The sequence below is a fragment of the Roseibium porphyridii genome (genome assembly GCF_026191725.2).
Classification (GTDB): domain Bacteria; phylum Pseudomonadota; class Alphaproteobacteria; order Rhizobiales; family Stappiaceae; genus Roseibium; species Roseibium porphyridii.
On record NZ_CP120863.1, the window covers coordinates 2,945,378 to 2,969,057 of the forward strand.

A 23,680-nucleotide genomic window follows, 5' to 3' on the forward strand; every position below is an offset into this window, starting at 1 on the left:
TGTACCGATGGACAGTGCTCCTACGTTCGATCGAGCGCCCTCAGCCAGAGTTGCCTATGTCACATTGGTGACCAATCAGGACTATGTTCTGGGAGCGAGAGCCCTGTTGCGCTCGCTTCGAAGAACCGGGACAGAAGCCGACCTGGTGGTGCTTCATACACCGGGTGTCGAGGAAGCTGATCTCACCCCGCTTGAAAGCTTCATGCCAAGGTTTGGTCGCTGTGAAAGACTTGCAACCTCTGCAGCCTTCAATGAACGCCACGAAAGAGGGAGGTTGCACAAGGCGGCACCATTTTCAAAAGGCGGCAAACCACTTTTTCATACGCCGCTGGACAATTTCGTCAAACTGCGGCTCTGGCAACTGCGCGACTATGAAAGGGTCGTCTTCATTGATGCCGATGCGTTGGTTCTGAAGAATTGTGACAAGCTGTTTGAGTATCCTGAGTTTTGCGCAGCGCCGAATGTCTATGAAGGCCTTGCAGATTTTCATCGTCTCAACAGCGGTGTTTTCACGGCCAGACCGAGCGATGCGACCTTTTCTGCAATGGCAACTGCGCTGGATCAGCCGGACGTGTTTTGGCGGCGGACTGACCAGACTTTCCTGGAAAGCTATTTTCCCAACTGGCACGGCCTGCCTGTGTTCTACAATATGCTGCAATATGTCTGGTTCAATCTGCCAGAACTGTGGGATTGGAACCAAATTCACGTTCTGCACTACCAGTATGAAAAACCGTGGCAAACTGATCATCCCAAGGCTGAGTTGTTGCGTCCGCTTGTTGATCTGTGGCAGGCCTTTGCGAGCGGGACGGGAATGCCGGAAGACATCGGGTGTTTGCCCGGGCCTGCGGTCCTTGCAACCTGACAGGCTGTTTGAATGCACGTTCTGATAACCGGTGGAAGCGGTCTGGTCGGCCGTTTTATCGCTGATCGCCTTCACCGTGATGGGCACCAGCTGACAGCGCTGGGTCGCCAGCCGCTTGACTGGCTAAAAGCAGGTTACCAGTCCTGGAACCTTTCAGACACGCAAGTTGACGTTCCCCAAGCCGATGTGCTGATCCATTGCGCCTTGTCGCATATACCCGGCAAGTACAGGGACGGCGAGGGAGACGATCCGCACGGCTTCATCGAACGCAATGCGGAAGGAACCGTGCGCCTGATGGAAAGATCTAAGGCTGCTGGAGTTGCTCATTTTGTGTTCTTGTCAAGCAGGGCCGTTTACTCCGAGGTCAACAATTGGGCCGTGCTCAGCGAAACGGCGGAGACAGACCCGAACACATTGTATGGCCAGGTGAAACTGGTATGTGAACAGGCACTTCAGTCTTTGTGCGATGACCGTTTCAAAGGTACATCCTTGCGAGCGACCGGCGTTTACGGGACGGCGCCTGGAACCCAAGAACATAAATGGTCTGATCTGTTCGCTGCGTTTGAACGTGGCGAAAGCATCGACCCAAGGCTTGGGACGGAAGTCCATGGTGAAGATCTTGCTGATGCGGTTGCCAGAATTCTTGACAATGCGTCTCAAAGAAATGCGCCCTTTGAAGTTTTCAATGTTTCCGATCTTCTGCTCGACCGTCAGGACCTCATCAAACTCTATGCCGAGCACAGGGGATTAAGTGGGGCAGCGTTGCCGCAGCGCGCTGACGGATCCGTTGGCGTGATGGAGCCTGGCAAGCTGAAAGCGCTCGGATGGGCACCGGGCGGCAAGGAGCGCCTTCAGGCGTTTATCGGATCGCTCAACTGAAGGTTTTCAAGGCTGCACGGCTATCTGGTGTCACCGAAGATCTTTTCAAATTCCGCCCGCAACACGCTGTCATTTTCTGCAAGGCCGACGGGAATACCCAGGTCTACTAGGCTGGTGACGCCGTGCTCCTCCACGCCGCAGGGAATGATGCCGGAAAAGTGCTCCAGGTCCGGTTCGACGTTGAAGCTGATGCCGTGAAAGGTCACCCATTTTCGCACGCGAATACCAATGGCCGCGATCTTGTCCTCGACCTGCGCGCCACGGTCTGGCCGGCGCACCCAGACGCCGACCCGGTCTTCGCGCCGCTCGCCGCGAATATGATAGTGCCACAGGCTGTTGATCAGCCAGGCTTCCAAGGCCGCAACAAAGGCTCTGACGTCCTGTTGACGTCTTTTCAGGTCCAACATGACATAGGCAACCCGTTGGCCGGGCCCGTGATATGTGTGCTGGCCACCACGGCCGGTGCGGTAAACAGGAAACCGATCGGGAGAAACGAGATCGCTGTCGTCCGCGCTGGTTCCGGCAGTGTAAAGCGGAGGGTGTTCCAGCAGCCATACTTGTTCGGGTGCGTCGCCTGAAATGATTCTCTCAACGCGTTCGTTCATCGCGGCGAGCGCGGTCTCGTAGTCGACGAGCTTGTCCGAGATTGTCCATTCGACGGGTGCTGAGCCCGATTCTGGCAGAAATTTCAATGCGAGGCTGTCGCGGTCGGCAGGTGACATGTGGATGACACTTCTTTGTTTTTTGAGCTGGCTGGCCGTGCCGTGGTATGGTTAAGCGCTGGCGGCGTTCGCCCTATTTAAGGATCGATGTGTCTGATGACCACCTTTGATGAGATCAAAGTCGATATATCTGTTGTTCTCGGCGAGTCCGAGATGCCTGTCCATCAGCTGTTGCGCATGGGCCGTGGCGCGGTCATCGATCTCGACGTTGCAGAAGATGACGACGTCAAGATTTACGCCAACAACACGCTTGTCGCCAAGGGGCAGGTGGTGCTTTTGGGCGAAAGGATCGGGATCTCCATCACCGAGGTTCTGATGCGTCCGCCTGAAGTCCGTCCCATGAGGACCGACGGTCCGCTCTAGGCTTCCGGACGGGCCTCAAGAATATTTCCATGCCCTTGTGAATTAATGTCACTTCGGCCCTTGCGCCCCCAAAGCCCTTTTGCTACATGGAGCGCCTCGACGCTGACAGGCGCCGAAAACAATCGAATATGCGGTCGTGGCGGAATTGGTAGACGCGCAGCGTTGAGGTCGCTGTGGGGTAAAACCCGTGGAAGTTCGAGTCTTCTCGACCGCACCAAAGACAATCAGACTACTGATTGATGAATAGGCGTCCTTCGGGGCGCCTTTTTGGTTTGTGTGCCGGTTGCAGGCAAGGCGCACGCCATTTTCAGACCGGGTCTCTCAAAAGCATTGTTCAGACATTTGCCAGTCAATGTGTGACGGTTGGTGAAGCACAGCCGTTGCGATGGAGTGAACAAGGTTTTGAATGACGCCAGCGCGCGAGCAGGTTTCTCGGAACCGCCGATTGATGGGATCTCAGCGGAAACTTCTGTGTTCTCGGTCATGCCTTGAAAACATGCCATCTCTCTCAACCAATCTGCGGCACGAGTACCCAATTTGATTTGCACGCATTGGCGTGAATGTTCGGAAGCCAGAATGATCTGAAAACCTTCTTTTTATGAAAAAGGATTATAATATCGATTTTTTTGAATTCCTTGCTAAAATACCGTAATAATGGTTTCGGTACCAGGGAGGATTTCATGATCAAATCACTGAAGACATTCGTGGCTGTTGCCGCGGTTTCGCTGATCAGTTCTGCAGCGGTTGCGGAAGAGTTGCGCATTGGCACTGCGTCGCTGGGTGGCGCGTTTTACCCCATGGGACAAAGCATCTCCAATGTCGTCAACAAGCATGCGGGCGAGGGGATTTCGATGGTTCCGATCGTGACCGGCGGTTCGGTGCAGAACCCCAATCTGATCGCTTCGGGTGAGGTCGAGATTGCTATCACGAACAACAATCTTGCGGTGCTTGCGACAAAAGGGGCTGGACCTTACAAGGCGGCAGGACCAATAGATATTGGCGCGGTGGCTGCACTCCATCCGTCCGTGTTGCACATGATGGTACTTGCCGACAGCGACATCCAGACGCTTGAGGACCTGAAGGGCAAGCGCGTTGCAGTTGGTCCGGCCGGGGGCGGGACGCTAGGATTTGTGAACTTTCTGTTCCCGCTGCATGGCATGTCCATCGATGACATCACGCCCAGCTTCGTCTCCTATTCTGACGGCTTCAGCCAGCTCACCGATGGCACGGTGGATGCCACGCTGGCACTTTCCGGATTTCCGGCAGGCGCGGTGATGCAGGCAACAGCTGGCGCAGATCTCCGGTTCATTTCTTTCTCTGAAGGAATGCTGGACAAGGCGCTTGAAGCAAATGGAGCATTTGTTGCTGTTGAAGTGCCAGCCGATGTTTATGGCACAGCTGAGCCTGGCACTGTGATCGGGGTGAACAACATGCTGATTGCCCCCAATGACATGGATGCTGCGACCGTTCAGGCAGTGACCTCGGCAATTTTCGAGAACCTTGATGAACTGAAAGCAGAAAACGCCAACGCGCGTCAGATCGATCCGGCGATGTCGTTGAACCTGGCGATCCCGCTGCATCCGGGCGCCAAGGCGTATTTCGACAGCAAGTAGTCACCCACCGATGGTTGGGGGGATGCGCCCCCAACCGGTCAGGATCCAGCTTTGACTTGGCTATCCCGCTATTTGACCGTGCAAAACGGCGTCTTTGCCGCTGGCTTTGCGCTTGGCGCTTATCATCTACTCGTCGTGTCGGGCGTGATTGCAATCTCGACCATGCCGATGCGCGTGACGCATGTGATGCTTGCGCTTTCACTGTTGTTCGTCATCAAACCGGCGAGCCAGAAACTGGCAGGAACAAAGGTCAATGCCGTCTTGACCGTCCTGTTGGTTGCTGCGGCGGTCGGGGCAAGCGTTTGGATGTTGATGCGCTGGAAAGCGATTGCGTTCAGTGGTGGAATAACCACCGACACCGATTTTGCTGCCGGTGTCGTGCTTTTGATCATCGTCTTTGAGGCTGCCCGGCGCGGGATCGGGCTGATCCTGGCCGCAATCACATTCGTTTTCTTTCTCTACCCTTTTGCCGCGCCTTATTTACCGGGAGTGCTGGAAGGACGTGGCTCAACGTTGGAACGGATCGTTGTAGTCCTGACGACAGATACTGCCGGTATTTATGGTATTCCGGTCGGTGTGGCCGCGACCTATATCATCGTCTTCACGATATTTGGGGCGCTCCTGTCGAATTTTGGCGCGGGCGACTTCTTCTTTCAATTGTCGGTGCGCAGCACGCGCGGCCTTCGAGCTGCGTCCGCCAAAGCTGCTGTTTTGTTCTCGACGCTTATCGGCATGGTCAGCGGGTCGGCTGCGGGCAATGTTGCGGTTACGGGAACCGTGACGATCCCGATCATGAAGCGCGAAGGCTATGCGCCTCATCAGGCTGCCTCGATCGAAGCTGTTGCCTCTACAGGGGGGCAGATCATGCCACCGGTGATGGGAGCGGCGGCGTTCATCATGGCCGAGATCGTGGGCGTGCCATACACCTCTGTGATGGCAGCTGCGATCTTGCCGGCACTTTTGTTCTTTGGATCAGCCTTCGTGGTCGTTCACCTGCAGGCGATAAAATCCGGGATCGCGCCGAACACGAGCACAACAACAAGCGAAGAGCCGCTATCGAGGGCGTTGCTGAAGGGAGCGCCGTTCATAGCGGCCTTTGGCACGCTGATCACGATGATGCTGATGGGTTATTCGCCGTTCATGGCCTCTCTCTGGGCGATGCTGGTCCTGATTGTCGGTGACGTCGTTCGCAATCGTAAAATCGACATGGAATTTGCCTGGAAAATCGTCACTTCCATTTCCGAAGGCGCACGCTCGGTGGTCACTATTTCAGCCGCCTGTGCAGCCGCGGGGATCATTGCCGGTGTCCTTGGTGTGACAGGGCTTGGATCGAAGATCGCCACGCTGATCGATCTGGCTTCCGGCGGTTATCTTCTTCTGGCGTTGTTCTTCACCATGGTGACGTCCATCATTCTCGGGATGGGGTTGCCGACCACGGCGGCTTACCTGATCCTGGCAACAGTTGTCGCGCCAGCCCTTGTGAAACTGGGCGTGCCCGTCCTCACAGCGCATTTCTTTGTGTTTTACTATGGATGCATCTCAACCATTACACCGCCTGTGGCCCTTGCTTCCTATGTGGCAGGAGGCATTGCCGGAGCAGATGTCAACAAGGTTGGCTGGACTGCGGCAAGCTACGCGGCGACCTCCTTTGTTCTGCCGTTTGCGTTTGTTTATGGCCCCGGGCTTTTGATGAACGCGTCCTTGGTTGCCAATGCAGCCGCAGTCGTCACTGCTGCAATCGGCACCTTCGCTATTGCGGTTGCCATCATTGGAACACTCAGCCGGCCATTGTCAGCATCAGCTCGCGCTTTGGCCGCTGCTGCAGGACTCTGCCTTTTGTTCCAGGGGTGGCTCAGCGCAGTCATCGGAATTCTATTGTTCCTTGCGGTTGTCGCAATAGACCGCACTCAATCTGCAACCTCAAATCCAAAGAGAACCTGATGCAGCACAGAGAGTTTCGGCGCGTTGTCACCGGACATGATGCCAACGGCATCGCCATTATCGAGAGCGATGAGATCGCAACCCAGGTCCTTGAGCGGCCAAACCGCCCGGGTGTACGTCTCACAAATTTCTGGCTGACCGATCAGACCCCGGCCGAGTATGACGGACCGACCGAGACATGCACGGGACCGTTCATTTTGCATCCTCCCAAGGATGGCACGGTTTTTCGCTGTGTCGAATTCATGCCGGAAGACCCTGAGGTGATGGCAAAGCTCTCTAGCGAGGATGGTGCTGCTGCCTTTGCTGAGATGGGGGCGGGTGCCAATGTCGTGCAAGGAGGGCGTCATCCATGGATGCACCGCACCGATTCAGTGGACTATGGGATCGTTCTGTCCGGTGAGATCTGGATGTTGATGGATGAAGAAAAAGAGGATGTTCATCTCAAGGCCGGTGATGTGGTTGTGCAACGTGGAACCAATCACGCCTGGGCGAACCGCGGCACGGAACCGTGCACGATCATGTTCATCCTGATCGATGGTGTCGCAAAGGCCGGTGAAGGAAAGGGTATTCCGCCACGCTGACGGCATGAAAGGGGCGGCTTTCCTCTGTGCAGTGCCAACCTGCGCTCGGAAGTTCCCCTGAAGGACATTTGTGCGGGTCAACGCAATTGAGCAAGCTGAGACCTCCACCGGAGTGCAGTCCTGCGGCGAAAGACCGGCAAGGGCGAGCTCAAAAACACGCGTCAGTTCGATAGAAATGCGATCAAAAGATTCACGTTGTGAAAAGGACTGCCCGCTTATGGCATAAGAAGGGCCATGACAATGAGGTGTGTTCTGTGGGCAAGAAATTGAAACGGAGGCAGTCGCTGGATGAAATCCTGGCGTCATGTTCCGATACGCTTTTCCCCGCCGAGCTTGGCGTTGCGCCCGTGACGGTCGATAGCCGCGATGCCGATGGGGATACGCCTCTTCATGTGTTGGCTCGACGTGGCAACAACTATGGCATTGAAAGGCTGATTGAGGCAGGCGCTGACGTCAATGCGGTCGGAGACATGTCGGAGACGCCGCTCCATATCGCCTTGCATAAGAGAAACATTGTTGCGGTTGAGCTGCTTCTCAATGCAGGCGCAGGTGTCTCGTTGGTCTCGGAATTCGGCCAATCACCACAGAATATCGCAAATGATCTCGGCAGTGAGTTTAGAGCCTTGCTGAGGCGAAAAGCCGGAGCCAAGCCTGCCTACCAGGAGTGACAAGTTTTTGGTCCTGATGTGATGCCGCGCTTTGCCGTCAATGTGAACGGGTTGTCTGCCTTCAAAGACGCATTGTGGCGAACGACCATCGCAGCTACATTCTTGCCCGGTTTTGGTGACAGGCTTGCTCGTGTCGAGCTTCTCTCTTCACTGGGCCGTCAAGGTCACTTAAAAAACACTTTTTTAGGAGGCCGTTATGTTCAAATCTGTTTCTGGAACAGTTCTTTCGCTTATTGTTGCTGTTTCCTCATTAGCCTTCTCCACGCATGTTGGTGCCGAGACAAAGACGATAGCACCCAGCGCCGTTTCAGGCATGGTGACCGCTCCCGTTGACGGCGACATTTATCGCTACAAGGCGGTGCTGGCAGACAGTGAAGAGGGAGCTGATCTCTACATATTTACGGATGCGGGAGACGGGTGGACACAGAACGTCTATGCAAAGGACATTGTCTGGCGGGGTGGTATCGGCCAAGAACCCTGGATCGAGGCGACTGAGAAAGGCGCTCTCAAGGTCTATTCGGAGAACATTTCAATAGGGCGCAATCGTTGGGAACAGATCCTGACCATAGTCTATCGCAAGGGTCGGTTTCTGGTCGCCGGATACACCTATACCTATTACGATACGCTTGATCCGGACAGTAACGGCATTTGCGATGTCAATTTGCTGACCGGCAAAGGCGAGCTGAATGACAAGACCTTTCGAACGAGTTTGAAAGCGCTGCCGGTTGGGGAGTGGACAATGGATACCCGTCCGTCCGAATGCGATGAAAACTAAGCTTGGGTGTCCAACCACATTCCCAGCTCCATTGCCTTTGAAAGAAGAAGCTTAAATGCACTCAAAGCGGATGCGGCGATCTCTGGCACTTTGCCTGGTCTTGCTGACAGGCCTCGCGGAAGGATCAACAGCGATTGCTCAAAGCCTCTCGACCAATCCAGGGCGTTTCGGTGCGATGACGTGTCAGCAGCTCTGGTATGTGGAGCAGGAAGTTCTGGCTGAAGGGCGTGTGTGTTTGAAAACGGAAAGGGCGCGACGCGCATTCAGTCGGGCAGAGCGTTGTATTTCAGATGATGAAGACATTTTGCCGACAAGGGCGCGAGGTTATCTGGAGACCCTCAGAGAGGTTGCGAGAGGCAAGAACTGCCGTGGCTTTTAAGGCTGTTAAGACCTGCTGCTGAAAATGTCTTTTCTCGCCGAGCGGCCTGGGAAGTTCTATCCAAGTCTGTGGACCGGCTGAGTTTTTGCGGTAGCGCTTTGTGCCGTCTGACGCTAGTTCTTGACGACAGTGCGGCGCTGGGCGTTGCGGGCAGTTCGTCTGAGGAGTGGGAGGCGCCGGATGAGTGAAGCAGCTGAGCTTGACGTTCGAACCACGCCCGATCCTGTCATTCCCGTTCGCGACGAGGAAGAACGCCTCAATCCTGACTTCATCGTTGCTGTCGAAGCCGCCATCAAGGCGCATGATACGTATGGACTGAGACAGCTTGCAGGCGACTTGCACGAGGCCGATACAGGCGACCTGCTTGAGACGCTGAACGGCGATGACCGTGCGGAATTCATTCAACTGCTCGGAGATGAATTCGACTATACGGCACTGACCGAGACCGACGAGGCCGTGCGCCTGCAAGTGTTGGAAGATCTGCCGCACGAGGTTATCGCAGAAGGTCTGGAAGATCTCGATTCAGACGATGCCGTCTACATTCTGGAAGACCTCGATGAGGACGACCAGGCGGCAATTCTGGAAGAGCTGCCATACGCCGACAGAGCCCAGCTGAAAAAGGCGCTTGATTATCCCGAAGACAGTGCCGGACGGCGCATGCAGAGCGAATTCATCGCGGTGGCGCAGTTCTGGACCGTCGGTCAGACCATCGACTACATGCGCGAAGCCCGGGACCTTCCAGACAGCTTTTATGAAATCTATGTCGTTGATCCAGCGTTCAAAATGCTTGGGTCAGTTCACCTGGACAAGATCCTGCGGACCAAGCGGGCGCGGAAGGTGACGGAGATCATGGAAGAGAGTCGCCAGGCGGTTCTTGCGACCGAGGATCAGGAGGAAGTTGCCAGGCGCTTTGAGCGCTACAATCTAGTTTCCTCGGCAGTTGTGGATGAAAATGACCGTCTGGTCGGCGTGCTGACGGTTGATGACATTGTCGACGTCATTCAGGAGGAGGCAGAAGAAGACCTTCGAGCGCTGGCGGGTGTTGGCGATGAGGAAATCTCAGATGATGTGGTCACCATTGCGCGCTCGCGTCTCGCCTGGCTGGTTGTCAATCTTGGAACCGCGGTTCTGGCATCTGTGGTGATCGCACTGTTTGAAGAGACGATCGAAGCCATGGTTGCTCTTGCCGTTCTGATGCCCATTGTGGCGTCCATGGGTGGGAATGCCGGAACGCAAACCATGACCGTTGCAGTGCGCGGTATTGCCACTCAGGAGCTCAGCGCCCGAAATCTTCTCCGCGTTCTCAATCGTGAAATCCTTGTGAGCGCAGTCAATGGATTGGCATTGGCTGTGCTTATCGGTATCACAGCCTGGCTCTGGTTTGCCAGTCCAGGTCTGGGGATCGTGATCGCCGGCGCAATCATCATAAACATGTTGTTTGCCGGACTTTCCGGCCTGTTGATCCCGATTGTACTCGATCGGATGAATGTCGACCCCGCAATTGCATCGAGCGTGTTCGTCACCACCGTGACGGACGTTGTTGGCTTCTTTGCTTTTCTCGGGATTGCAGCGCTGTGGTTCGGGCTGCCGCTTTAGCCTTCCGTCATGCTGTTTAATAGGGATAGCGATCGGCGGAAAAGGCTGCGTTCGTTCGAGCGCAGCCTTTCTCTCTCAGTCACCGCATACCAGGACTTTCTGGCGTTCGCAGGCGGCCGTGCGGTGGTGAAATGCGCCGCGATAGGTTTCGTCGGAATAGAGCGCGATCAACGCATCGAGGTTCGGATAGGACCCGATGGCGATCAGGTCCCAGTCTTCGTCTTCACCCATGAACATTCCCTGATAGGGGCCAACGTATAGGAAGTTCCCGCCAGCTCGCTCCATGGCCGGCATGCTGACAGAAGCATAGTCTGAAAAGGCCTCCTGACCGGTCGACCCGGTTTGGCCCTCGGAATATTCGGCTTTGGGCCGTAATTTGAAGAAGTTGATCAGGGTGACGGGGTGATCGGCTGGCCTATCCAGGAGTTGAGACCATTGGTTTTCGGTTGGGCAAGCACCGTCGCTGCCCGATCCATACCAGGACGTGAATTGAGTTACCTGTTGGTTGACGTTCATGTGCAATCTCCATAACTTTACATGTGTCAAATTGCAGGAAACTTTACACGTGTCAAGTCAATCTAGGGTGCAGAGAACCCGCACTGAAATTCTCGACAGCGCCTGGACTCTGATTTCAGAAAGGGGGGCAGAGGTCTCGATTGCTGAAATAGCGAAGGCTTCAGACATCAGCCGTCAATCCGTCTACGACCACTTCGGCTCAAGAGGTGGGTTGATCCTGGCATTGGTGCGCAGGGCTGACGAGCGGCTTGATATCGAAGCGAAATTGTTTTCTGCGTTCAAGACAGCGGACCCTGAAGAACGCCTGAAGGCAACCATCAGTGTCTGGATCCAGTTTGTTCAGGAAATATTTCCCGTTGCGACCGACCTGATACGCCTCAGAGCGACCGACGAAGACGCTTCTCTTGCGTGGGAGGACCGGATGTCGGAACTGCGCGAATGGCTGCTTGAACTCACGCGAACCCTGGAACAAGACAGGGCTTTGCAACCGACCTGGTCCGCCAAGGAAGCCTCAGAGTATTTGTGGGCGTCTTTCAGTGTTCAGATGTGGGGACTGCTGACGCAGGATTGCGGTTGGCAAAGGGGCGTTGCTCAAGACGTTCTGATGCGAACGATTTGTCAGGCCTTGTTGCGCCCGACAACAAGGCCTGTCTGATATTCCGAGAGCAGACTTCCTGAAAGATGTCAGGAGTTTGTGTCATTGCCGCGCAAGTTGTCTCGTAGCCTCATGATCCTGGACTGAAGATCTGCTATTTCTTCAAGATTCAAGCCTGTTGACGCGAAAATGCACGAACCGAAATGTTCGGTTTTTTTCTCAAGGGCGCGTCCCTTGCGCGTCAATTTCAGAATGACCTGACGTTCGTCCTTGACGTTGCGTGTCCGGGTGACCAGTCCCATGGCTTCAAGCCGTTTCAGCAGCGGGGTCAGCGTGTTGGTGTCAAGCTGAAGTTTAGCTGTGATGGCTCCGACCGGTACATTGTTGGTTTCCCAGAGCACCGTCATTGCAAGAAACTGCGGATATGTAAGTCCGATTTCCTTCAGCAGTGACTTGTAGACGCCGTGCATGGCGTGATTGGCCGAATAGAGCGCGAAGCAAATGTATTTGTCGAGCGTGATTGGGTCGCTTCCGATGGGATCGTTTGCGACAGGAGTCGGTTCGTCAGAAGTGTGCGGCAGGCCGTTGCTTCCGGCCGTTTCTTGCAGGTCGCGGGCCGGGGAGCTCTCGCTGTTTTCCTGCTGAGGCCCTGCAGACTTTTCCGCGATGTCTTCGCGTTTCTTTTTTGATTCTTTGGCGTTTTTCGGTTGCGCTTTTTTCTTGGAGGAAGGCGCTTTCTTTTTTGGTTTTTTGGTCTCTTCAGCTGCAGTCATTCCGATTGCATCCAGAAGAGACATCTGGTCGGTCGTTTCGTTCATGTGCGGTTTATAAATCGTGCGCGATATGATCGCAAGCTGTTGACGACATGTGTCATTGCCTATATGTGCATAAATTATATCGTGCACGATAAAAACGTTTGCGATATTAATATTCAAGTCTTGCTAATCAAAGGTACGAGCAGATGACAGTGGAAGTTCTCTATGAAACCAAAGCGCAGGCGACAGGCGGACGTGACGGATCCGCGAAGACCTTGAACGGGTCGTTCGAAGTCAAGCTTGCAACACCGAAGGAGCTTGGCGGTGCAGGGGGTGCGGGAAACAATCCTGAAGAACTTTTTGCCGCAGGCTACGCCGCATGTTTCATCGGCGCGATGAAGTTTGTCGGCGGGCAGGACAAGATTGCGATCCCTGCCGAAACCGCAATCACCTCAACGGTGGGTATAGGTCCGCGTTCAGAAGGCGGATTTGGTCTTGAAGTTGCACTGGAAGTATCGCTGCCCGGTCTGGAGCGGCAAGCTGCCGAAGATCTGGTTGCGAAGGCGCACCAGGTTTGCCCCTATTCCAACGCCACCCGCAACAATATCGATGTCAAGCTGACGGTCGTCTGACGGTGCGTGGATCACGCACTCAAAAAGCGCGCTCAAAAACAGCTATTGGGTAAGGTCTGGCCCGACCTGGTACACAAACTTTTGCCAGGACGGGTCGAGCCCTTCGATAAAGGGGTTGCTCAATCGGAAGATCCTGCGTTTGTCCAACTTGGCGAAATCAACGCTGGCCCGGTACTTTTGGTCCCAGAGTTTGAGCAACGACCCGTCCTCGTGAGCAAGATGCAATCCCTCCTGTATCCGAGCGATCAGTTCCTCGTTTTCGCTTGATGTCACGAGAAAACGTGGCAGCGGATAGTAGATAGAAACAGCCTCATCATACGCGAGGCCGTCTATTTCGAGATGGGACTGCCATTCGTTGAGGAGTTCATTTGCACCGCGCAAAAACAGATCCGAGCGACCCAGCGCGACCATTGAAAACATGGCCTCGTATTCCGCGCCTGTCCTGACCTGGAAGCCGTGATGTTCCAGAATTCGTGTATCGAGCCAGCCTAGCCCTTGAAGAACCTCAAATTCCTTGAGGTCTTCTAGCGTCCTGACTTTCGAAAGCGCCGACTTGGTTTTCTCGGATACAAAGGCGACACGATACCCAACGACGCCAAGATCCACGGGAAAGGGGATTGCGGTCAGGCTGTCCGGCAAATCATTGTTCATTGAAAACTTGATGATGAAATTTGCGTATTTGTTGTTTGAAGCATCGATCAGGGCCCGCTTCGAGTTTTGACCGACGGGCGTGTTTTGGATTTTGAAGTCACCGTATTTTGCCCGAGTTTTGGTCAAGGCCAGTTCGATGACTGCGCGGTCGTATTCATATCGCTTGTCGGCGGGAGATTCAGGTCCTTGCACGGTAACGGTCATTGCCGCATGTGCTGTTGCTATCCAAGCTATTAATATGCTGATGCCGGTGAAGAGTATTGTGAAGAAGTTGACTTGTTTTCTGATCGACAAGGATATCAGACCCGATGTTTTTGAATTCAAAGCAAGAGCAACTTGCTCTTGATTCCGTCCCGTTTAAGTAAAGTTTGTCACGCACGCTGTGTGAATTGCAATTGAATTTCGTTACATAATCTTATCTGATTGTTTATTTTTTCTTGTGAATTGCATCTTGCAGTTGTTTTTGGGTTGAATATACTTGTTATCTGTCAATATTTCTACTGTCGAAATGTGCAGTGTTAAATGTCCCGGAAGGGTGGTTGTTGATGAAGAGGCCCGCGATAGCTGGAATTTTGGAGACAGCAGTCTACGTTGACGACATGGATGCGGCACATGCCTTTTATTCCGAAGTTCTTGGATTGAAGCGAATGGTTGCCGGCGAGCGGCTTTATGCCTATGACGCAGGCCCGGCTCAGACACTGTTGGTGTTTCACCGGGGTCACACTGGTGATGATGTTGAAACCAGGGGCGGGACCGTGCCAGGTCACGACACCAGCGGCCATGGTCATTTCGCTTTCAAGATTGCTTCGGACGAAATGGACGCCTGGCGCAGTTATTTGCAGGAAACAGGCACGCTTATCATAAGTGAGGTCACCTGGCCTGCAGGTGGCCACAGTCTCTATTTCCGTGATCCGGACGGGAATGTTCTTGAATTGGCAAGCGCTCCGCTCTGGCCAAATTTCTTAGCATGAAATTAGGGTCTCAAGCGTATTGGTGCACATGCGTGATCGAACCAACCGGATAATGAAATGAAATTCTTGCAAGCGATTTTGCGCACGTTGTTCTACGTTGTGGTCGGCGGTGTTATTTCGATTGTCGGAGCAGCGTTTTTCTTCATGAATTGGGAACCGGATCAGGATGACTTCCCAGTGCGCGGCATTGACGTGTCCCACCATCAGGGAGCCATAGAGTGGACAAAGGTCGCGGACGATAATGTCGCCTTTGCTTATATCAAGGCAAGCGAGGGTGGTGACTTCAAGGACAGCGCATTTGCCAGGAACTGGGCGGCAGCTGGGGCTGCGGGGCTTGAAAGAGGCGGATATCACTTTTTCAGTCTTTGCAAACCGGGCAAGGAGCAGGCGGACAACTTCTTGAGTGTCTTGCCGGAAGCGCCGGATATGCTCGCTCCGATGGTGGATTTGGAGTTTACCGGGAATTGTGCCCGGCGCCCGCCCGTTGAAGAAGTGCTTCGTGAAGTCAGTGATTTTGCAAACGCGGTGGAAGCGGTCGTTGGAAAGCAGGTGCTCTTTTATGCGCCGGAGGACTTCTACCGCACCTATCTGAAAGGGCAGGGCCTTAATCGCCGGCTGTGGACGCGATCCATCTGGCACTCACCAGCCTATACGCAGGATTGGACGATCTGGCAGTTCCACAACAGAGGGTCTGTTGAGGGGATATCCGGGGATGTTGATTTGAATGTCCTGAACAGCGAATTGACACTTGAAGACCTAAAGATCTAGTTGTTATCTCTATGAAAAATATATCATAAAATAGATATGTTGACTTTAACGTAAAAAGACTGAACTGTGCGCTCCAACGAGGAGCAGCCATGCAGCGCTATTTCACGATTACGCAACTGACCCAGGAATTCGACATAACCACCCGAACTTTGCGTTTTTACGAGGCGCAAGGCCTGGTGTCACCAACCAGGCGCGGACGGCAACGACTTTATACGCCTGGCGATCGAACCCGCATCAAATTGATCCTGCGTGGAAAACGCCTCGGATTTTCGCTGAATGAAATCCGGGAGATGATCGAGATGTATGCCAGTGCGCCGGGTGAGACCGGACAGCTGCGATTGCTTCTGGACAAGATTGAAGCGCGGCGCGAAGAGCTGCTGGAAAAGCAGCGCGACATCGAGTTGACCCTGTTGGAGCTGGACGAGGTGGAAGCCGGGGCTCGCACAAGGATAAGCGAACTTGGTGCCGGTGCGGCATCGGAGGACGCCTGAATGGACCTGAGACCACGAGACCACAATTGGGAAACCCGAGTTCGCGACAGTTTCAGCGCTCAGAATTTCATGGCGTTTATCGGTGCAAGGCTTGTTCATCTTGCGCCGGGTGGTGTCGATCTTGAGTTGGACCTTGGGCCTGATCTGACGCAACAGCACGGCTATTTCCACGCTGGCGCGACATCGTCGATTGCAGACAGTGCGGCAGGGTATGCGGCCTTGACGCTTTTTCCGCCTGAAGCGGGTGTTCTGACGAGCGAGTACAAGATCAATCTGCTGAATCCTGCGGACCAACCGGTGCTGCTCGCCAGAGGCCGAGTGATCAAGCCGGGGAGAACCCTGACAATTGCGCGATCCGATGTCTACGGGCTGGACGACGGCACACAGGTGCATGTCGCCACGGGTCTTTTCACCTTGATGAGCGTCTCGGGCGTGAAAGACTGATATGATGCACACCCTGACGATCAGGCCGCTTCAGCCCGCGGATAAATCCGCCTGGCGTGCACTTTGGCTGGCCTATCTTGAATTCTATCAGCAAGACCTTGCTCAGGAGGTGACCGACGACCTGCTTGAACGGTTACTTTCCGAAAATGGTCACAGAGCATTGGTGGCCTTTGAAGGCGACACAATGGTTGGCCTTGTTCACTATCTTTTCCACGACAGCACATGGTCGTCGCAGATGACTTGCTACCTGGAAGATCTTTTCGTCGCTCCCACGCTTCGTGGAAGCGGAGCTGGCCGTAAGCTGATTGAAGCAGTCTATGCGGCAGCGGATGCCGAGCCGCGAGCAAGCGGCAATGTCTATTGGCACACACATGATCACAATGAACGCGCGCGTCTCCTCTACGATCGTATTGGCGACCTGAGCGATTTCGTCCGTTATGACCGCTCTCGATAGATCGGGAGCCAGGGAGGTAAAACAATGATCCGTAACGACTTTCCGGGATTTAACTTCGACTTGGGCGAAACTGCCGACATGCTGCGGGATACTGTCCGTTCCTATAGCCAGGATCGCATTGCACCGATGGCTGAAAAGATAGATCGCGAAGACTGGTTTCCGCGAGAGATCTGGCCGGAGATGGGAGAGCTTGGCCTGCACGGTATAACGGTCGAAGAGGAATGGGGCGGTTCGGGGCTCGGGTACCTTGAGCACTGCATCGCAATGGAAGAAGTCAGTCGGGCTTCCGCCTCGATCGGCCTGAGCTATGGAGCGCATTCCAACCTTTGTGTGAACCAGCTGCGACGTTGGGGGCGCGACGACCAAAAAAAGCGGTATCTGGAGAAACTTGTCACTGGTGAGCATCTGGGGGCACTGGCAATGTCGGAGCCGGGGGCCGGCTCAGACGTGGTGTCCATGAAATTGCGCGCTGACAAGAAGGGCGACAAATACATCCTCAATGGATCCAAGATGTGGATCACAAACGGGCCTTCGGCCGAAACAATGATCATCTATGCCAAGACGGATGCAAATGCCGGTCCGAAGGGCATCACAGCTTTTCTGGTCGAAAAAGAATTTCCGGGCTTTTCGGTCGCCCAAAAACTGGACAAGCTGGGCATGCGTGGCTCTGAAACCGGAGAATTGGTGTTTCAGGATTGTGAGGTGCCAGAAGAAAACGTGCTGGGAGAAGTCGGAAAGGGCGTCAATGTCCTGATGTCTGGCCTTGACTACGAACGCGCTGTCCTGGCCGCTGGCGCGGTCGGTATCATGCAGGCTGCGATGGATGTCGTTATCCCGTACGTTCATGAACGCGAGCAGTTCGGACAACCGATCGGGACGTTCCAGCTCGTTCAGGGCAAGGTCGCGGATATGTATGTGACCATGAACGCCACAAAATCATATGTTTATGCGGTCGCCAAGGCGTGCGACCGCGGTGAAACAACGCGCGAAGACGCTGCTGGTGCAATCCTTTATGCTGCTGAAAATGCGACGAAAATTGCGCTGGATGCCATCCAATTGCTTGGTGGAAACGGGTATATCAACGAATATCCGACCGGCCGCTTGCTGCGTGATGCGAAACTTTATGAAATCGGGGCGGGAACTTCTGAAATCCGCCGCATGTTGATTGGCCGCGAGATCTTCAACAAAACGACCTGAGGCTTCGCCAAGGAGTGGATCAATGAAATGTACACGGTTGCCGGTCACGGCGGATGCCAAGTCTCCTGCTGGAGCCGATAACCGCTTTATTATGGATGGTCCGACCGGCAATATGATCCACTCGACGGTCCCTGCCGGTCAAATAAACAGGGCGACCAAGCACAACACAGTCAGCGAATTCTGGCACATTCTTGAGGGACAGGGACAGATCTGGCGAAAATCCGGTGCAACGGAGATTGTTGTCGATCTGGAGCCGGGCGTATCGATTGATATTCCCTCCGGGACGGCCTTTCAGTACCGCGCGACTGGTTCGGTTTCTTTGAAGTTCATTTGTATTTCGATGCCACCCTGGCCGGGAGACGATGAAGCAGAATTTGTCGAGGGGGCATGGCAGCCCACAATTTGAGTATTTTGCGGGTGGTTGGATTATCGGTCGGGCATACTTTTGAATATTAGGCAGGTCGTTTCCTTCTGCAGACTTCACGAGTAACAAGTGCGCCCAATGGTCGCTTGATTTCAACGGTGTAGCGGCCGATCTGTCGATAATCGTTATGATTGCAGTTCTTTAATTCAGTCTCTTTTAATTGAATTTTGCGTATGGGTAGCATCTCAATTGCAGGGGTGCACTATGGATCGACTATTACGCTACAGCCTAGACTTGTTTGCCGGTCTAATTGGGGTCGTTTTAGGCCTGCTTCTGTTGTTTCAAGGAATGTCGAAACTGATTCAGGGCGTAGTGATGTATTTGATGCTCAACGGTATCGGTTTGGATCCTCGGACTGAATTGGTTGGCAATATCATCGAAAAGTCCGATGTCCAACTACCGGGGCCGGGCGTCTTCGCATTGTTCGTTCTCATGTTCGTAGGGCAAGTCGTTGCTGGTGGTGGGCTTCTATTCTTTGGTGGCAGAGGAATTTACAGAAGAATTTCAATAGGTTTTCCCACTGAAGAAGAGGGGAAAGCGAATACACTTGTCGGAAAATTAGCTTCCATTGGTGTGTTTCTCTTTGGAATTGGTATTGCCGGAGCTGGTTTGGTTGGCGGCACGGGCAATATGCAAAAAAGAATTCCGATAGTTTTCTGGGGTGTAGAGGTTACTGGCAAAGTCGACAGTCTCGTTAAAGCTCAAGACTCTGTTTCAATGAGAACACCAAGCTATCTTGCAACGTTCTCATTTCCTGGGCCGGACGGTGAAATATTTACAAGAACAAAGCGTGTCTCCTATACGACCTACACAACTTTGAAACGCAACAAATATGTTGATCTCAAGTATGATCCAGCGAAGCCAGAAACATTTACCTTGAAGCAATTTGTTGCCAGCCCACTCGAATACATCTGGTACTTTGTTTGGCGCATCGCATTTGTCTATGTCGGTGTTTGCGGCATACAGAGAAATCTGAGTCCTGGAGCCCCAAAACTGCCTAAACCGCAAGTAGCTGCGGGGCAAACGTATACGGCCACAAACAGCCACTCCCAATACGGTACTCAACGGAGCTACAGCAAACCCACGCAGTTTGGGCGCCGGGGTGTCTAATCTTATGCTTGGTCACAGCTTCTGTATGCGGCGACAAATCCTTCCAAGATATTTTTTCGTAGGTCTTTTGGACGAAAAACGAGAGGCCAAAAATGAAACAGATTGCTGTTGTCATCGGATCCAGAGGAGGAATCGGTTCGGCGCTCCAAACGAAACTTTACGACGAACAGCAGTATGACGCTGTCCTTGGTTTAAACAGAGTGGACACGCCAAGATTGGATCTGCTTGACCAAACGTCTATCAAATCTGCAGCCGATTGGGTGAAAGATCAGAAGGGTGATATTCGACTTATTGTCGACGCAACCGGTGCTCTGACTGTGTCTGGCAATCGACCTGAAAAAAGTATGCGAGAAATCGATCCGACGCATTTGGCGGAAGCTTATGCGGTCAATGCTATTGGCCCCGCACTTGTAATGAAGCATTTCTTGCCTCTTCTGCCACGGTCGGGGCGGTCAGTATTTGCAACTTTGTCGGCCCGTGTTGGCTCTATTGGCGACAATCAACTGGGCGGCTGGTATGCCTATCGGGCTTCAAAAGCGGCTCTTAATCAACTCGTCAAAACGGTTGCGATTGAAATCTCGCGCAAAGCGCCGGACGCCATATGCGTTGCCTTGCACCCTGGTACGGTAAAAACGCCATTGACCGACGGATTTGCGAAAACGGGTCTTGACGTTCAAACTCCCCATGAAGCTGCCGTGAAGATCCTGACGGTTCTGAGATCGCTCGAACCTCAGGCAAATGGCGGTTTTTTTGACTACCGGGGCGAGAGAATTCCCTGGTAAATCGTTTGTTTTTCGAGCGTTAGTCAAATTGAATTCAAAAAGTCTATGAACGTTGCAGGTGCTGCGCATTTCATGTTCTTCTTGCGATTCAACCGATTGCAATAAAGGTGATCAATGAGATGGAATTTCGCCCGCTAACGCCAGACCGCTGGGACGACCTCGTCGAGTTGTTCGGACCGGAAAAAGGAGCCAACTCCGGTTGCTGGTGTATGTGGCCGCTCTTACGAGCGAAAGACTGGCAAGCCATGGCACGCGAAGAACGTCGAGATGCCTTCCACAACAGGGTCTCGACTGGATCTGAACCCGGGCTGTTGGGTTATCACGACAAACCGGCGATTTGCTGGGTCGCGGTAGGACCTCGCGAAAACTATGTTCGGTTCCAGTTGAGCCGGACCACTCGCCCTCTTGAAGAGGATACGCCTGACCAGATTGGAAAAACCTATGCATTGACATGCTTTTTTGTTCGAAAGGGATTCCGGAACAGCGGTTTGATGTTCCAACTCATAACGGCAGCGTCAATTTATGCCAGAAGCAAGGGAGCACACTATCTGGATGCTTGCCCGATAGAGGCTGACAAGCCTCTGCAATGGGGCGAGGGCTTTGTTGGAATTGCATCCGTTTTCCGCCGCTGTGGTTTTGAAGAAGTCGCCCGACGTAGCCCGCGCCGACCTCTGTTGCGGCTTTGTTTAACTTGAACTGGAGGCGACATGCCAGGCGAGACCGAATTGAGTGCGTTGATTTCGCACATGCGTCCGATGCTCGATCCTGAGCCCTATGTTTTCTGTACATTTGAAGCCAGGGCACCAGGGGATCTCGCACAATATGAGCCAATAGGGCTTTTTTCCGAAACGGAAGGGACGACGGCGATTCTTCCCGTTGAACGTGCTCGCGAGCTCGGATTGGCCGATGCTGAGTGGTACCGGAGGATCACGCTGACGGTTCATTCGTCGCTGGAAGCTGTTGGACTGACAGCTGCCGTTTCTGCGGCCCTGGCAGAAAAAGCCATTCCGGCCAATGTCGTTGCCGCCTATTTCCATGATCACGTTTTTGTCCCTGCAGAACGCGCTCAAGATGCATTGGAAGTCTTGAGGGATCTTGCTGGCGGTGAATAGACTGGAACAGTGCTGGCTGCGGCCAATGGCCGGTCATTTGGAGCCTGAGTGGATTTTCCCTTGCAATTTGACCTTCGGCTTACCATTCCTAAGCTTGAGCAATCAGGGGTAAGATGATGCAACGGGTGAAGCGGCGTCTGGCGGCGATCATGTGCGCAGACGTTGCGCAATATTCGAAGCTGATGGCGCGTGATGAGGATGGCACGTTGGATCGGCTGAAGGCCTATAGGTCTGTTATGTCATCCATGACAGGGCGCCACAACGGCCGGATTGTTAATACCTGGGGTGACGCCGTCATCATCGAGTTCACTTCGGTTCTGGAAGCCGTTCAATGCGCGGTCGACATCCAGAACGAACTTTTGCACCGCAATTCCGAACTGCCCGACTTGAACAAAATGGAATTCAGGATCGGCATCAATCTCGGCGATATCATGGTCGAGGGCGATGACATCTATGGGGACGGAGTGAATGTCGCTGCGCGCCTTCAGGAAATTGCGCCCACGGGCGGGATAATGCTGTCGCAGTCGGTTTACGATCAGGTCAAAACAAAAATGGCGCTCGGCTTTGAACCGCTTGGCCCACAACAAGTCAAGAACGTCGCTGATCCGGTTGAAACCTATTCTGTTCGAATGGGAGGACGTAATGCGCCGCAGGAAAGCACGACTGCTCAAAACGCAGACGAGGCCGACAGTCCCGGTTCAACATCGGATAGACCCAATTGGGACAAGGATACGCAAGCCGTTGCCAACGGTTTCGAGCAGGCACGGCGCTGGTTGCGCGCGCAACCGAGAAAAGTGCGCAGCTGTGTGTTCATGATCGGGTTTTTCTTCATTCTCAATCTTCTGACGTCGGGGTTGTCCACACTATGGTTCGTCTGGCCATCCTTGCCCTTTGCAGTCATGCTTGTCTGGCACTTCGTTGTCGGACGCAGGGAAAAGGCGATTGACAGCCAACTTCCACGTGGAGACTGAGGCATCGATCTGGTCCGCCGTTGCCTTTCTGATAACTCTTTTCACGTTATTGAGGATCACATCATTTGCGAGTGCCCCAGACTTCGCATACACATGACTTAATGCCGGGATGATGGACTTGTGGCCATCGTCCGTTGAAAACGCCGGTTCAACCGGCCCAACAGCCAAGGGAGCTTAATCCTGCGCATGAAAAACTATTCGACCACGGTGCCTGCACGCCTCGACGATGATGACGAGGACAAAGCCAAGAGCCAGCAGTCGATCCAAGTCGACAAGCATCTGTTCGAAGCGCGCACAGTTCTGATCACCGGCCCGGTGACACAGGAAATGGCCCGCGACGTCTGTTCCCGTTTGCTTGCCCTTGCACAGGTCTCGAACGATCCGATTACGGTGATTGTTTCTTCGCCTGGCGGCCACGTTGAATCGGGCGACATGATCCATGACACCATCAAGTTTGTAGCACCTGAGGTGCGGATACTGGGAATGGGCTGGGTCGCCAGCGCAGGTGCCCTGATTTACGTGTCCGTGCCGAAGGACAAGCGGTTTTGTACTCCGAACACGCGCTTTCTCCTGCATCAACCGTCCGGTGGTGCCGGCGGCATGGCAACGGATATCGAGATCCAGGCCAAGGAAATCATCAAGATGCGTGATCGATTGAACAAGATCTTCGCTGATGCAACTGGCCAGCCGATCGACCGGATCGAAAAGGACACGGATCGCGACTACTGGATGAGCCCGGAAGAGGGCATTGACTATGGTCTTGTCGGAAAGGTCGTGACCAGCGTGGACGAGCTGGGCTGATCAAGCTCTGAAGGAAACTTTCTCAGGACGCCGGTGGATGGTTCCACCGGCGTTTTGTTTTGTAAGTGCGCCTTAAGCGCTCAGCGTTTCCGGTTCGACCGAATAGACCAGCACCGGAGCAACGGGTTTCGGGCTGAGAACCTGCGGACGCAAGCGGTCCAGCAGTCTCCGAAATTCAGTTTCGTCTCCCGTGCCGGCTTTGCCGCCAAAGAATGCGCCGACCAGGTGATCGACGAACCGGGCGTAGAGGTCGGAGCAGGTGCAGATTGGCGAGAGCAGCTCGCACACGGGCTTTCCATCATAGAACGGCGCACCTCCTGACAGGAAAATCAGGAATTCTGTCAGGTCATCGGAACGCTCGAACTCTTCACGGAAACCGGAGAGATCGAAGCATTCATCCTGTTCCAGACGTTGCTTCAGACGCGGCATTGCCTGCATGACTGCCTTACGTCCACCAAGTTTCATATAGAGTGTCATCTGGCTATCCTCGATTAAGCCTTCGAATTGATGCCTAGAGATTGCCTCAATTGATTTCAAAACCCTGTGACTCCGATCACGATTATTCCCTTTGCGAAAAATTCCAATGAAACTCTGCTGAATCGTGCTGGCATTCGTTGGAAGTAATTT

At 53.8% G+C, this 23,680-nt stretch carries 30 protein-coding genes and 1 tRNA gene; 26 read left to right on the forward strand and 5 right to left on the reverse strand.

What is annotated here, in order from left to right; genetic code table 11:
• Positions 1 to 7: 7 nt before the first annotated feature.
• Positions 8 to 862 carry a glycosyltransferase gene (locus K1718_RS13815; RefSeq protein ID WP_265682132.1) on the forward strand — a complete coding sequence of 285 codons (855 nt, stop codon included), beginning with the start codon at positions 8 to 10 and terminating at the stop codon, positions 860 to 862.
• A 12-nt stretch (positions 863 to 874) separates the two neighbouring features.
• Entirely contained in the window at positions 875 to 1,741 is an 867-nt protein-coding gene (locus tag K1718_RS13820; RefSeq protein ID WP_265682130.1) for an NAD-dependent epimerase/dehydratase family protein, read from the forward strand.
• Between the two features lie 20 nt (positions 1,742 to 1,761).
• Here the strand turns inward: K1718_RS13820 and lipB are convergent, their stop codons facing one another.
• The gene (gene lipB / locus K1718_RS13825) at positions 1,762 to 2,463 is read right to left on the reverse strand and encodes a lipoyl(octanoyl) transferase LipB (RefSeq protein ID WP_152501419.1); all 702 of its coding nucleotides are present in this window, start codon (positions 2,461 to 2,463) and stop codon (positions 1,762 to 1,764) included.
• A 96-nt stretch (positions 2,464 to 2,559) separates the two neighbouring features.
• On the opposite strand from lipB, the gene K1718_RS13830 reads away from it, so the two are divergent.
• The 9 genes from K1718_RS13830 (at position 2,560) to mgtE (ending at position 10,379) form a co-directional block, all read left to right on the forward strand.
• Entirely contained in the window at positions 2,560 to 2,826 is a 267-nt protein-coding gene (locus tag K1718_RS13830; RefSeq protein ID WP_152501420.1) for a FliM/FliN family flagellar motor switch protein, read from the forward strand.
• A 130-nt stretch (positions 2,827 to 2,956) separates the two neighbouring features.
• Positions 2,957 to 3,043: transfer RNA gene (locus tag K1718_RS13835), tRNA-Leu, on the forward strand.
• 463 nt (positions 3,044 to 3,506) lie between these two features.
• Positions 3,507 to 4,439: a TAXI family TRAP transporter solute-binding subunit gene (locus tag K1718_RS13840; RefSeq protein WP_152501472.1), complete on the forward strand. Its 933-nt coding sequence runs from the start codon at positions 3,507 to 3,509 to the stop codon at positions 4,437 to 4,439.
• A gap of 51 nt (positions 4,440 to 4,490) precedes the next feature.
• Complete coding sequence (locus K1718_RS13845) at positions 4,491 to 6,380, forward strand: TRAP transporter permease (RefSeq protein ID WP_265682127.1); 1,890 nt, start codon at positions 4,491 to 4,493, stop codon at positions 6,378 to 6,380.
• Positions 6,380 to 6,961, forward strand: a complete 582-nt coding sequence (locus tag K1718_RS13850) for a cupin domain-containing protein (protein WP_265682126.1) — start codon at positions 6,380 to 6,382, stop codon at positions 6,959 to 6,961. Before K1718_RS13845 ends, K1718_RS13850 begins: the two co-directional genes overlap by 1 nt.
• Before the next feature lie 254 nt (positions 6,962 to 7,215).
• The gene (locus K1718_RS13855; protein WP_265682125.1) at positions 7,216 to 7,629 is read left to right on the forward strand and encodes an ankyrin repeat domain-containing protein; all 414 of its coding nucleotides are present in this window, start codon (positions 7,216 to 7,218) and stop codon (positions 7,627 to 7,629) included.
• A gap of 196 nt (positions 7,630 to 7,825) precedes the next feature.
• On the forward strand, positions 7,826 to 8,404 hold the full coding sequence (locus K1718_RS13860) for a hypothetical protein (protein ID WP_265682124.1): 579 nt from the start codon (positions 7,826 to 7,828) through the stop codon (positions 8,402 to 8,404).
• A 55-nt stretch (positions 8,405 to 8,459) separates the two neighbouring features.
• Positions 8,460 to 8,783 carry a hypothetical protein gene (locus K1718_RS13865; protein WP_265682122.1) on the forward strand — a complete coding sequence of 108 codons (324 nt, stop codon included), beginning with the start codon at positions 8,460 to 8,462 and terminating at the stop codon, positions 8,781 to 8,783.
• Positions 8,784 to 8,963: 180 nt separating this feature from the next.
• The gene (mgtE, locus tag K1718_RS13870) at positions 8,964 to 10,379 is read left to right on the forward strand and encodes a magnesium transporter (protein ID WP_152501476.1); all 1,416 of its coding nucleotides are present in this window, start codon (positions 8,964 to 8,966) and stop codon (positions 10,377 to 10,379) included.
• 75 nt (positions 10,380 to 10,454) lie between these two features.
• On the opposite strand, the gene K1718_RS13875 is transcribed toward mgtE, so the two are convergent.
• Positions 10,455 to 10,895 carry a DUF1330 domain-containing protein gene (locus tag K1718_RS13875; protein ID WP_265682119.1) on the reverse strand — a complete coding sequence of 147 codons (441 nt, stop codon included), beginning with the start codon at positions 10,893 to 10,895 and terminating at the stop codon, positions 10,455 to 10,457.
• A 49-nt stretch (positions 10,896 to 10,944) separates the two neighbouring features.
• On the opposite strand from K1718_RS13875, the gene K1718_RS13880 reads away from it, so the two are divergent.
• Positions 10,945 to 11,550: a TetR/AcrR family transcriptional regulator gene (locus K1718_RS13880; RefSeq protein ID WP_265682117.1), complete on the forward strand. Its 606-nt coding sequence runs from the start codon at positions 10,945 to 10,947 to the stop codon at positions 11,548 to 11,550.
• Between the two features lie 29 nt (positions 11,551 to 11,579).
• Here the strand turns inward: K1718_RS13880 and K1718_RS13885 are convergent, their stop codons facing one another.
• On the reverse strand, positions 11,580 to 12,308 hold the full coding sequence (locus K1718_RS13885) for a MarR family winged helix-turn-helix transcriptional regulator (protein WP_265682112.1): 729 nt from the start codon (positions 12,306 to 12,308) through the stop codon (positions 11,580 to 11,582).
• 143 nt (positions 12,309 to 12,451) lie between these two features.
• On the opposite strand from K1718_RS13885, the gene K1718_RS13890 reads away from it, so the two are divergent.
• Positions 12,452 to 12,877, forward strand: a complete 426-nt coding sequence (locus K1718_RS13890; RefSeq protein ID WP_152501480.1) for an organic hydroperoxide resistance protein — start codon at positions 12,452 to 12,454, stop codon at positions 12,875 to 12,877.
• Positions 12,878 to 12,919: 42 nt separating this feature from the next.
• Here the strand turns inward: K1718_RS13890 and K1718_RS13895 are convergent, their stop codons facing one another.
• Positions 12,920 to 13,732 carry a type 2 periplasmic-binding domain-containing protein gene (locus K1718_RS13895; protein WP_265682110.1) on the reverse strand — a complete coding sequence of 271 codons (813 nt, stop codon included), beginning with the start codon at positions 13,730 to 13,732 and terminating at the stop codon, positions 12,920 to 12,922.
• A gap of 341 nt (positions 13,733 to 14,073) precedes the next feature.
• Here K1718_RS13895 and K1718_RS13900 point away from each other — a divergent pair, with 341 nt between their 5' ends.
• From K1718_RS13900 to K1718_RS13960, 13 genes are all read left to right on the forward strand, one after another.
• On the forward strand, positions 14,074 to 14,499 hold the full coding sequence (locus tag K1718_RS13900) for a VOC family protein (protein ID WP_265682108.1): 426 nt from the start codon (positions 14,074 to 14,076) through the stop codon (positions 14,497 to 14,499).
• 57 nt (positions 14,500 to 14,556) lie between these two features.
• On the forward strand, positions 14,557 to 15,267 hold the full coding sequence (locus tag K1718_RS13905; RefSeq protein ID WP_265682106.1) for a glycoside hydrolase family 25 protein: 711 nt from the start codon (positions 14,557 to 14,559) through the stop codon (positions 15,265 to 15,267).
• An 89-nt stretch (positions 15,268 to 15,356) separates the two neighbouring features.
• Complete coding sequence (locus tag K1718_RS13910) at positions 15,357 to 15,758, forward strand: MerR family transcriptional regulator (RefSeq protein ID WP_152501484.1); 402 nt, start codon at positions 15,357 to 15,359, stop codon at positions 15,756 to 15,758.
• Entirely contained in the window at positions 15,759 to 16,202 is a 444-nt protein-coding gene (locus K1718_RS13915) for a PaaI family thioesterase (protein ID WP_265682104.1), read from the forward strand. It abuts the gene before it with no gap.
• A 1-nt stretch (position 16,203) separates the two neighbouring features.
• Positions 16,204 to 16,656: a GNAT family N-acetyltransferase gene (locus K1718_RS13920; protein WP_265682102.1), complete on the forward strand. Its 453-nt coding sequence runs from the start codon at positions 16,204 to 16,206 to the stop codon at positions 16,654 to 16,656.
• 24 nt (positions 16,657 to 16,680) lie between these two features.
• Positions 16,681 to 17,853, forward strand: coding sequence for an isovaleryl-CoA dehydrogenase (locus tag K1718_RS13925; protein ID WP_152501486.1), 1,173 nt, complete (start codon positions 16,681 to 16,683; stop codon positions 17,851 to 17,853).
• Between the two features lie 22 nt (positions 17,854 to 17,875).
• Positions 17,876 to 18,259, forward strand: coding sequence for a cupin domain-containing protein (locus K1718_RS13930; RefSeq protein WP_265682098.1), 384 nt, complete (start codon positions 17,876 to 17,878; stop codon positions 18,257 to 18,259).
• 222 nt (positions 18,260 to 18,481) lie between these two features.
• Positions 18,482 to 19,387: a hypothetical protein gene (locus K1718_RS13935; protein WP_265682096.1), complete on the forward strand. Its 906-nt coding sequence runs from the start codon at positions 18,482 to 18,484 to the stop codon at positions 19,385 to 19,387.
• A 92-nt stretch (positions 19,388 to 19,479) separates the two neighbouring features.
• Positions 19,480 to 20,169, forward strand: a complete 690-nt coding sequence (locus K1718_RS13940; RefSeq protein WP_265682094.1) for an SDR family NAD(P)-dependent oxidoreductase — start codon at positions 19,480 to 19,482, stop codon at positions 20,167 to 20,169.
• A gap of 119 nt (positions 20,170 to 20,288) precedes the next feature.
• Positions 20,289 to 20,864 carry a GNAT family protein gene (locus K1718_RS13945; RefSeq protein ID WP_265682092.1) on the forward strand — a complete coding sequence of 192 codons (576 nt, stop codon included), beginning with the start codon at positions 20,289 to 20,291 and terminating at the stop codon, positions 20,862 to 20,864.
• A gap of 12 nt (positions 20,865 to 20,876) precedes the next feature.
• Entirely contained in the window at positions 20,877 to 21,281 is a 405-nt protein-coding gene (locus K1718_RS13950; protein WP_265682090.1) for an ACT domain-containing protein, read from the forward strand.
• A 149-nt stretch (positions 21,282 to 21,430) separates the two neighbouring features.
• A complete protein-coding gene (locus K1718_RS13955; RefSeq protein WP_265682088.1) occupies positions 21,431 to 22,252 on the forward strand; it encodes an adenylate/guanylate cyclase domain-containing protein in 822 nt (273 codons plus the stop codon).
• Between the two features lie 186 nt (positions 22,253 to 22,438).
• Positions 22,439 to 23,053, forward strand: coding sequence for an ATP-dependent Clp protease proteolytic subunit (locus K1718_RS13960; RefSeq protein WP_152501492.1), 615 nt, complete (start codon positions 22,439 to 22,441; stop codon positions 23,051 to 23,053).
• 72 nt (positions 23,054 to 23,125) lie between these two features.
• On the opposite strand, the gene K1718_RS13965 is transcribed toward K1718_RS13960, so the two are convergent.
• Positions 23,126 to 23,530 (reverse strand): globin family protein, encoded by a 405-nt coding sequence (locus tag K1718_RS13965; RefSeq protein ID WP_152501493.1) that lies wholly within the window; start codon positions 23,528 to 23,530, stop codon positions 23,126 to 23,128.
• Positions 23,531 to 23,680: the final 150 nt, after the last annotated feature.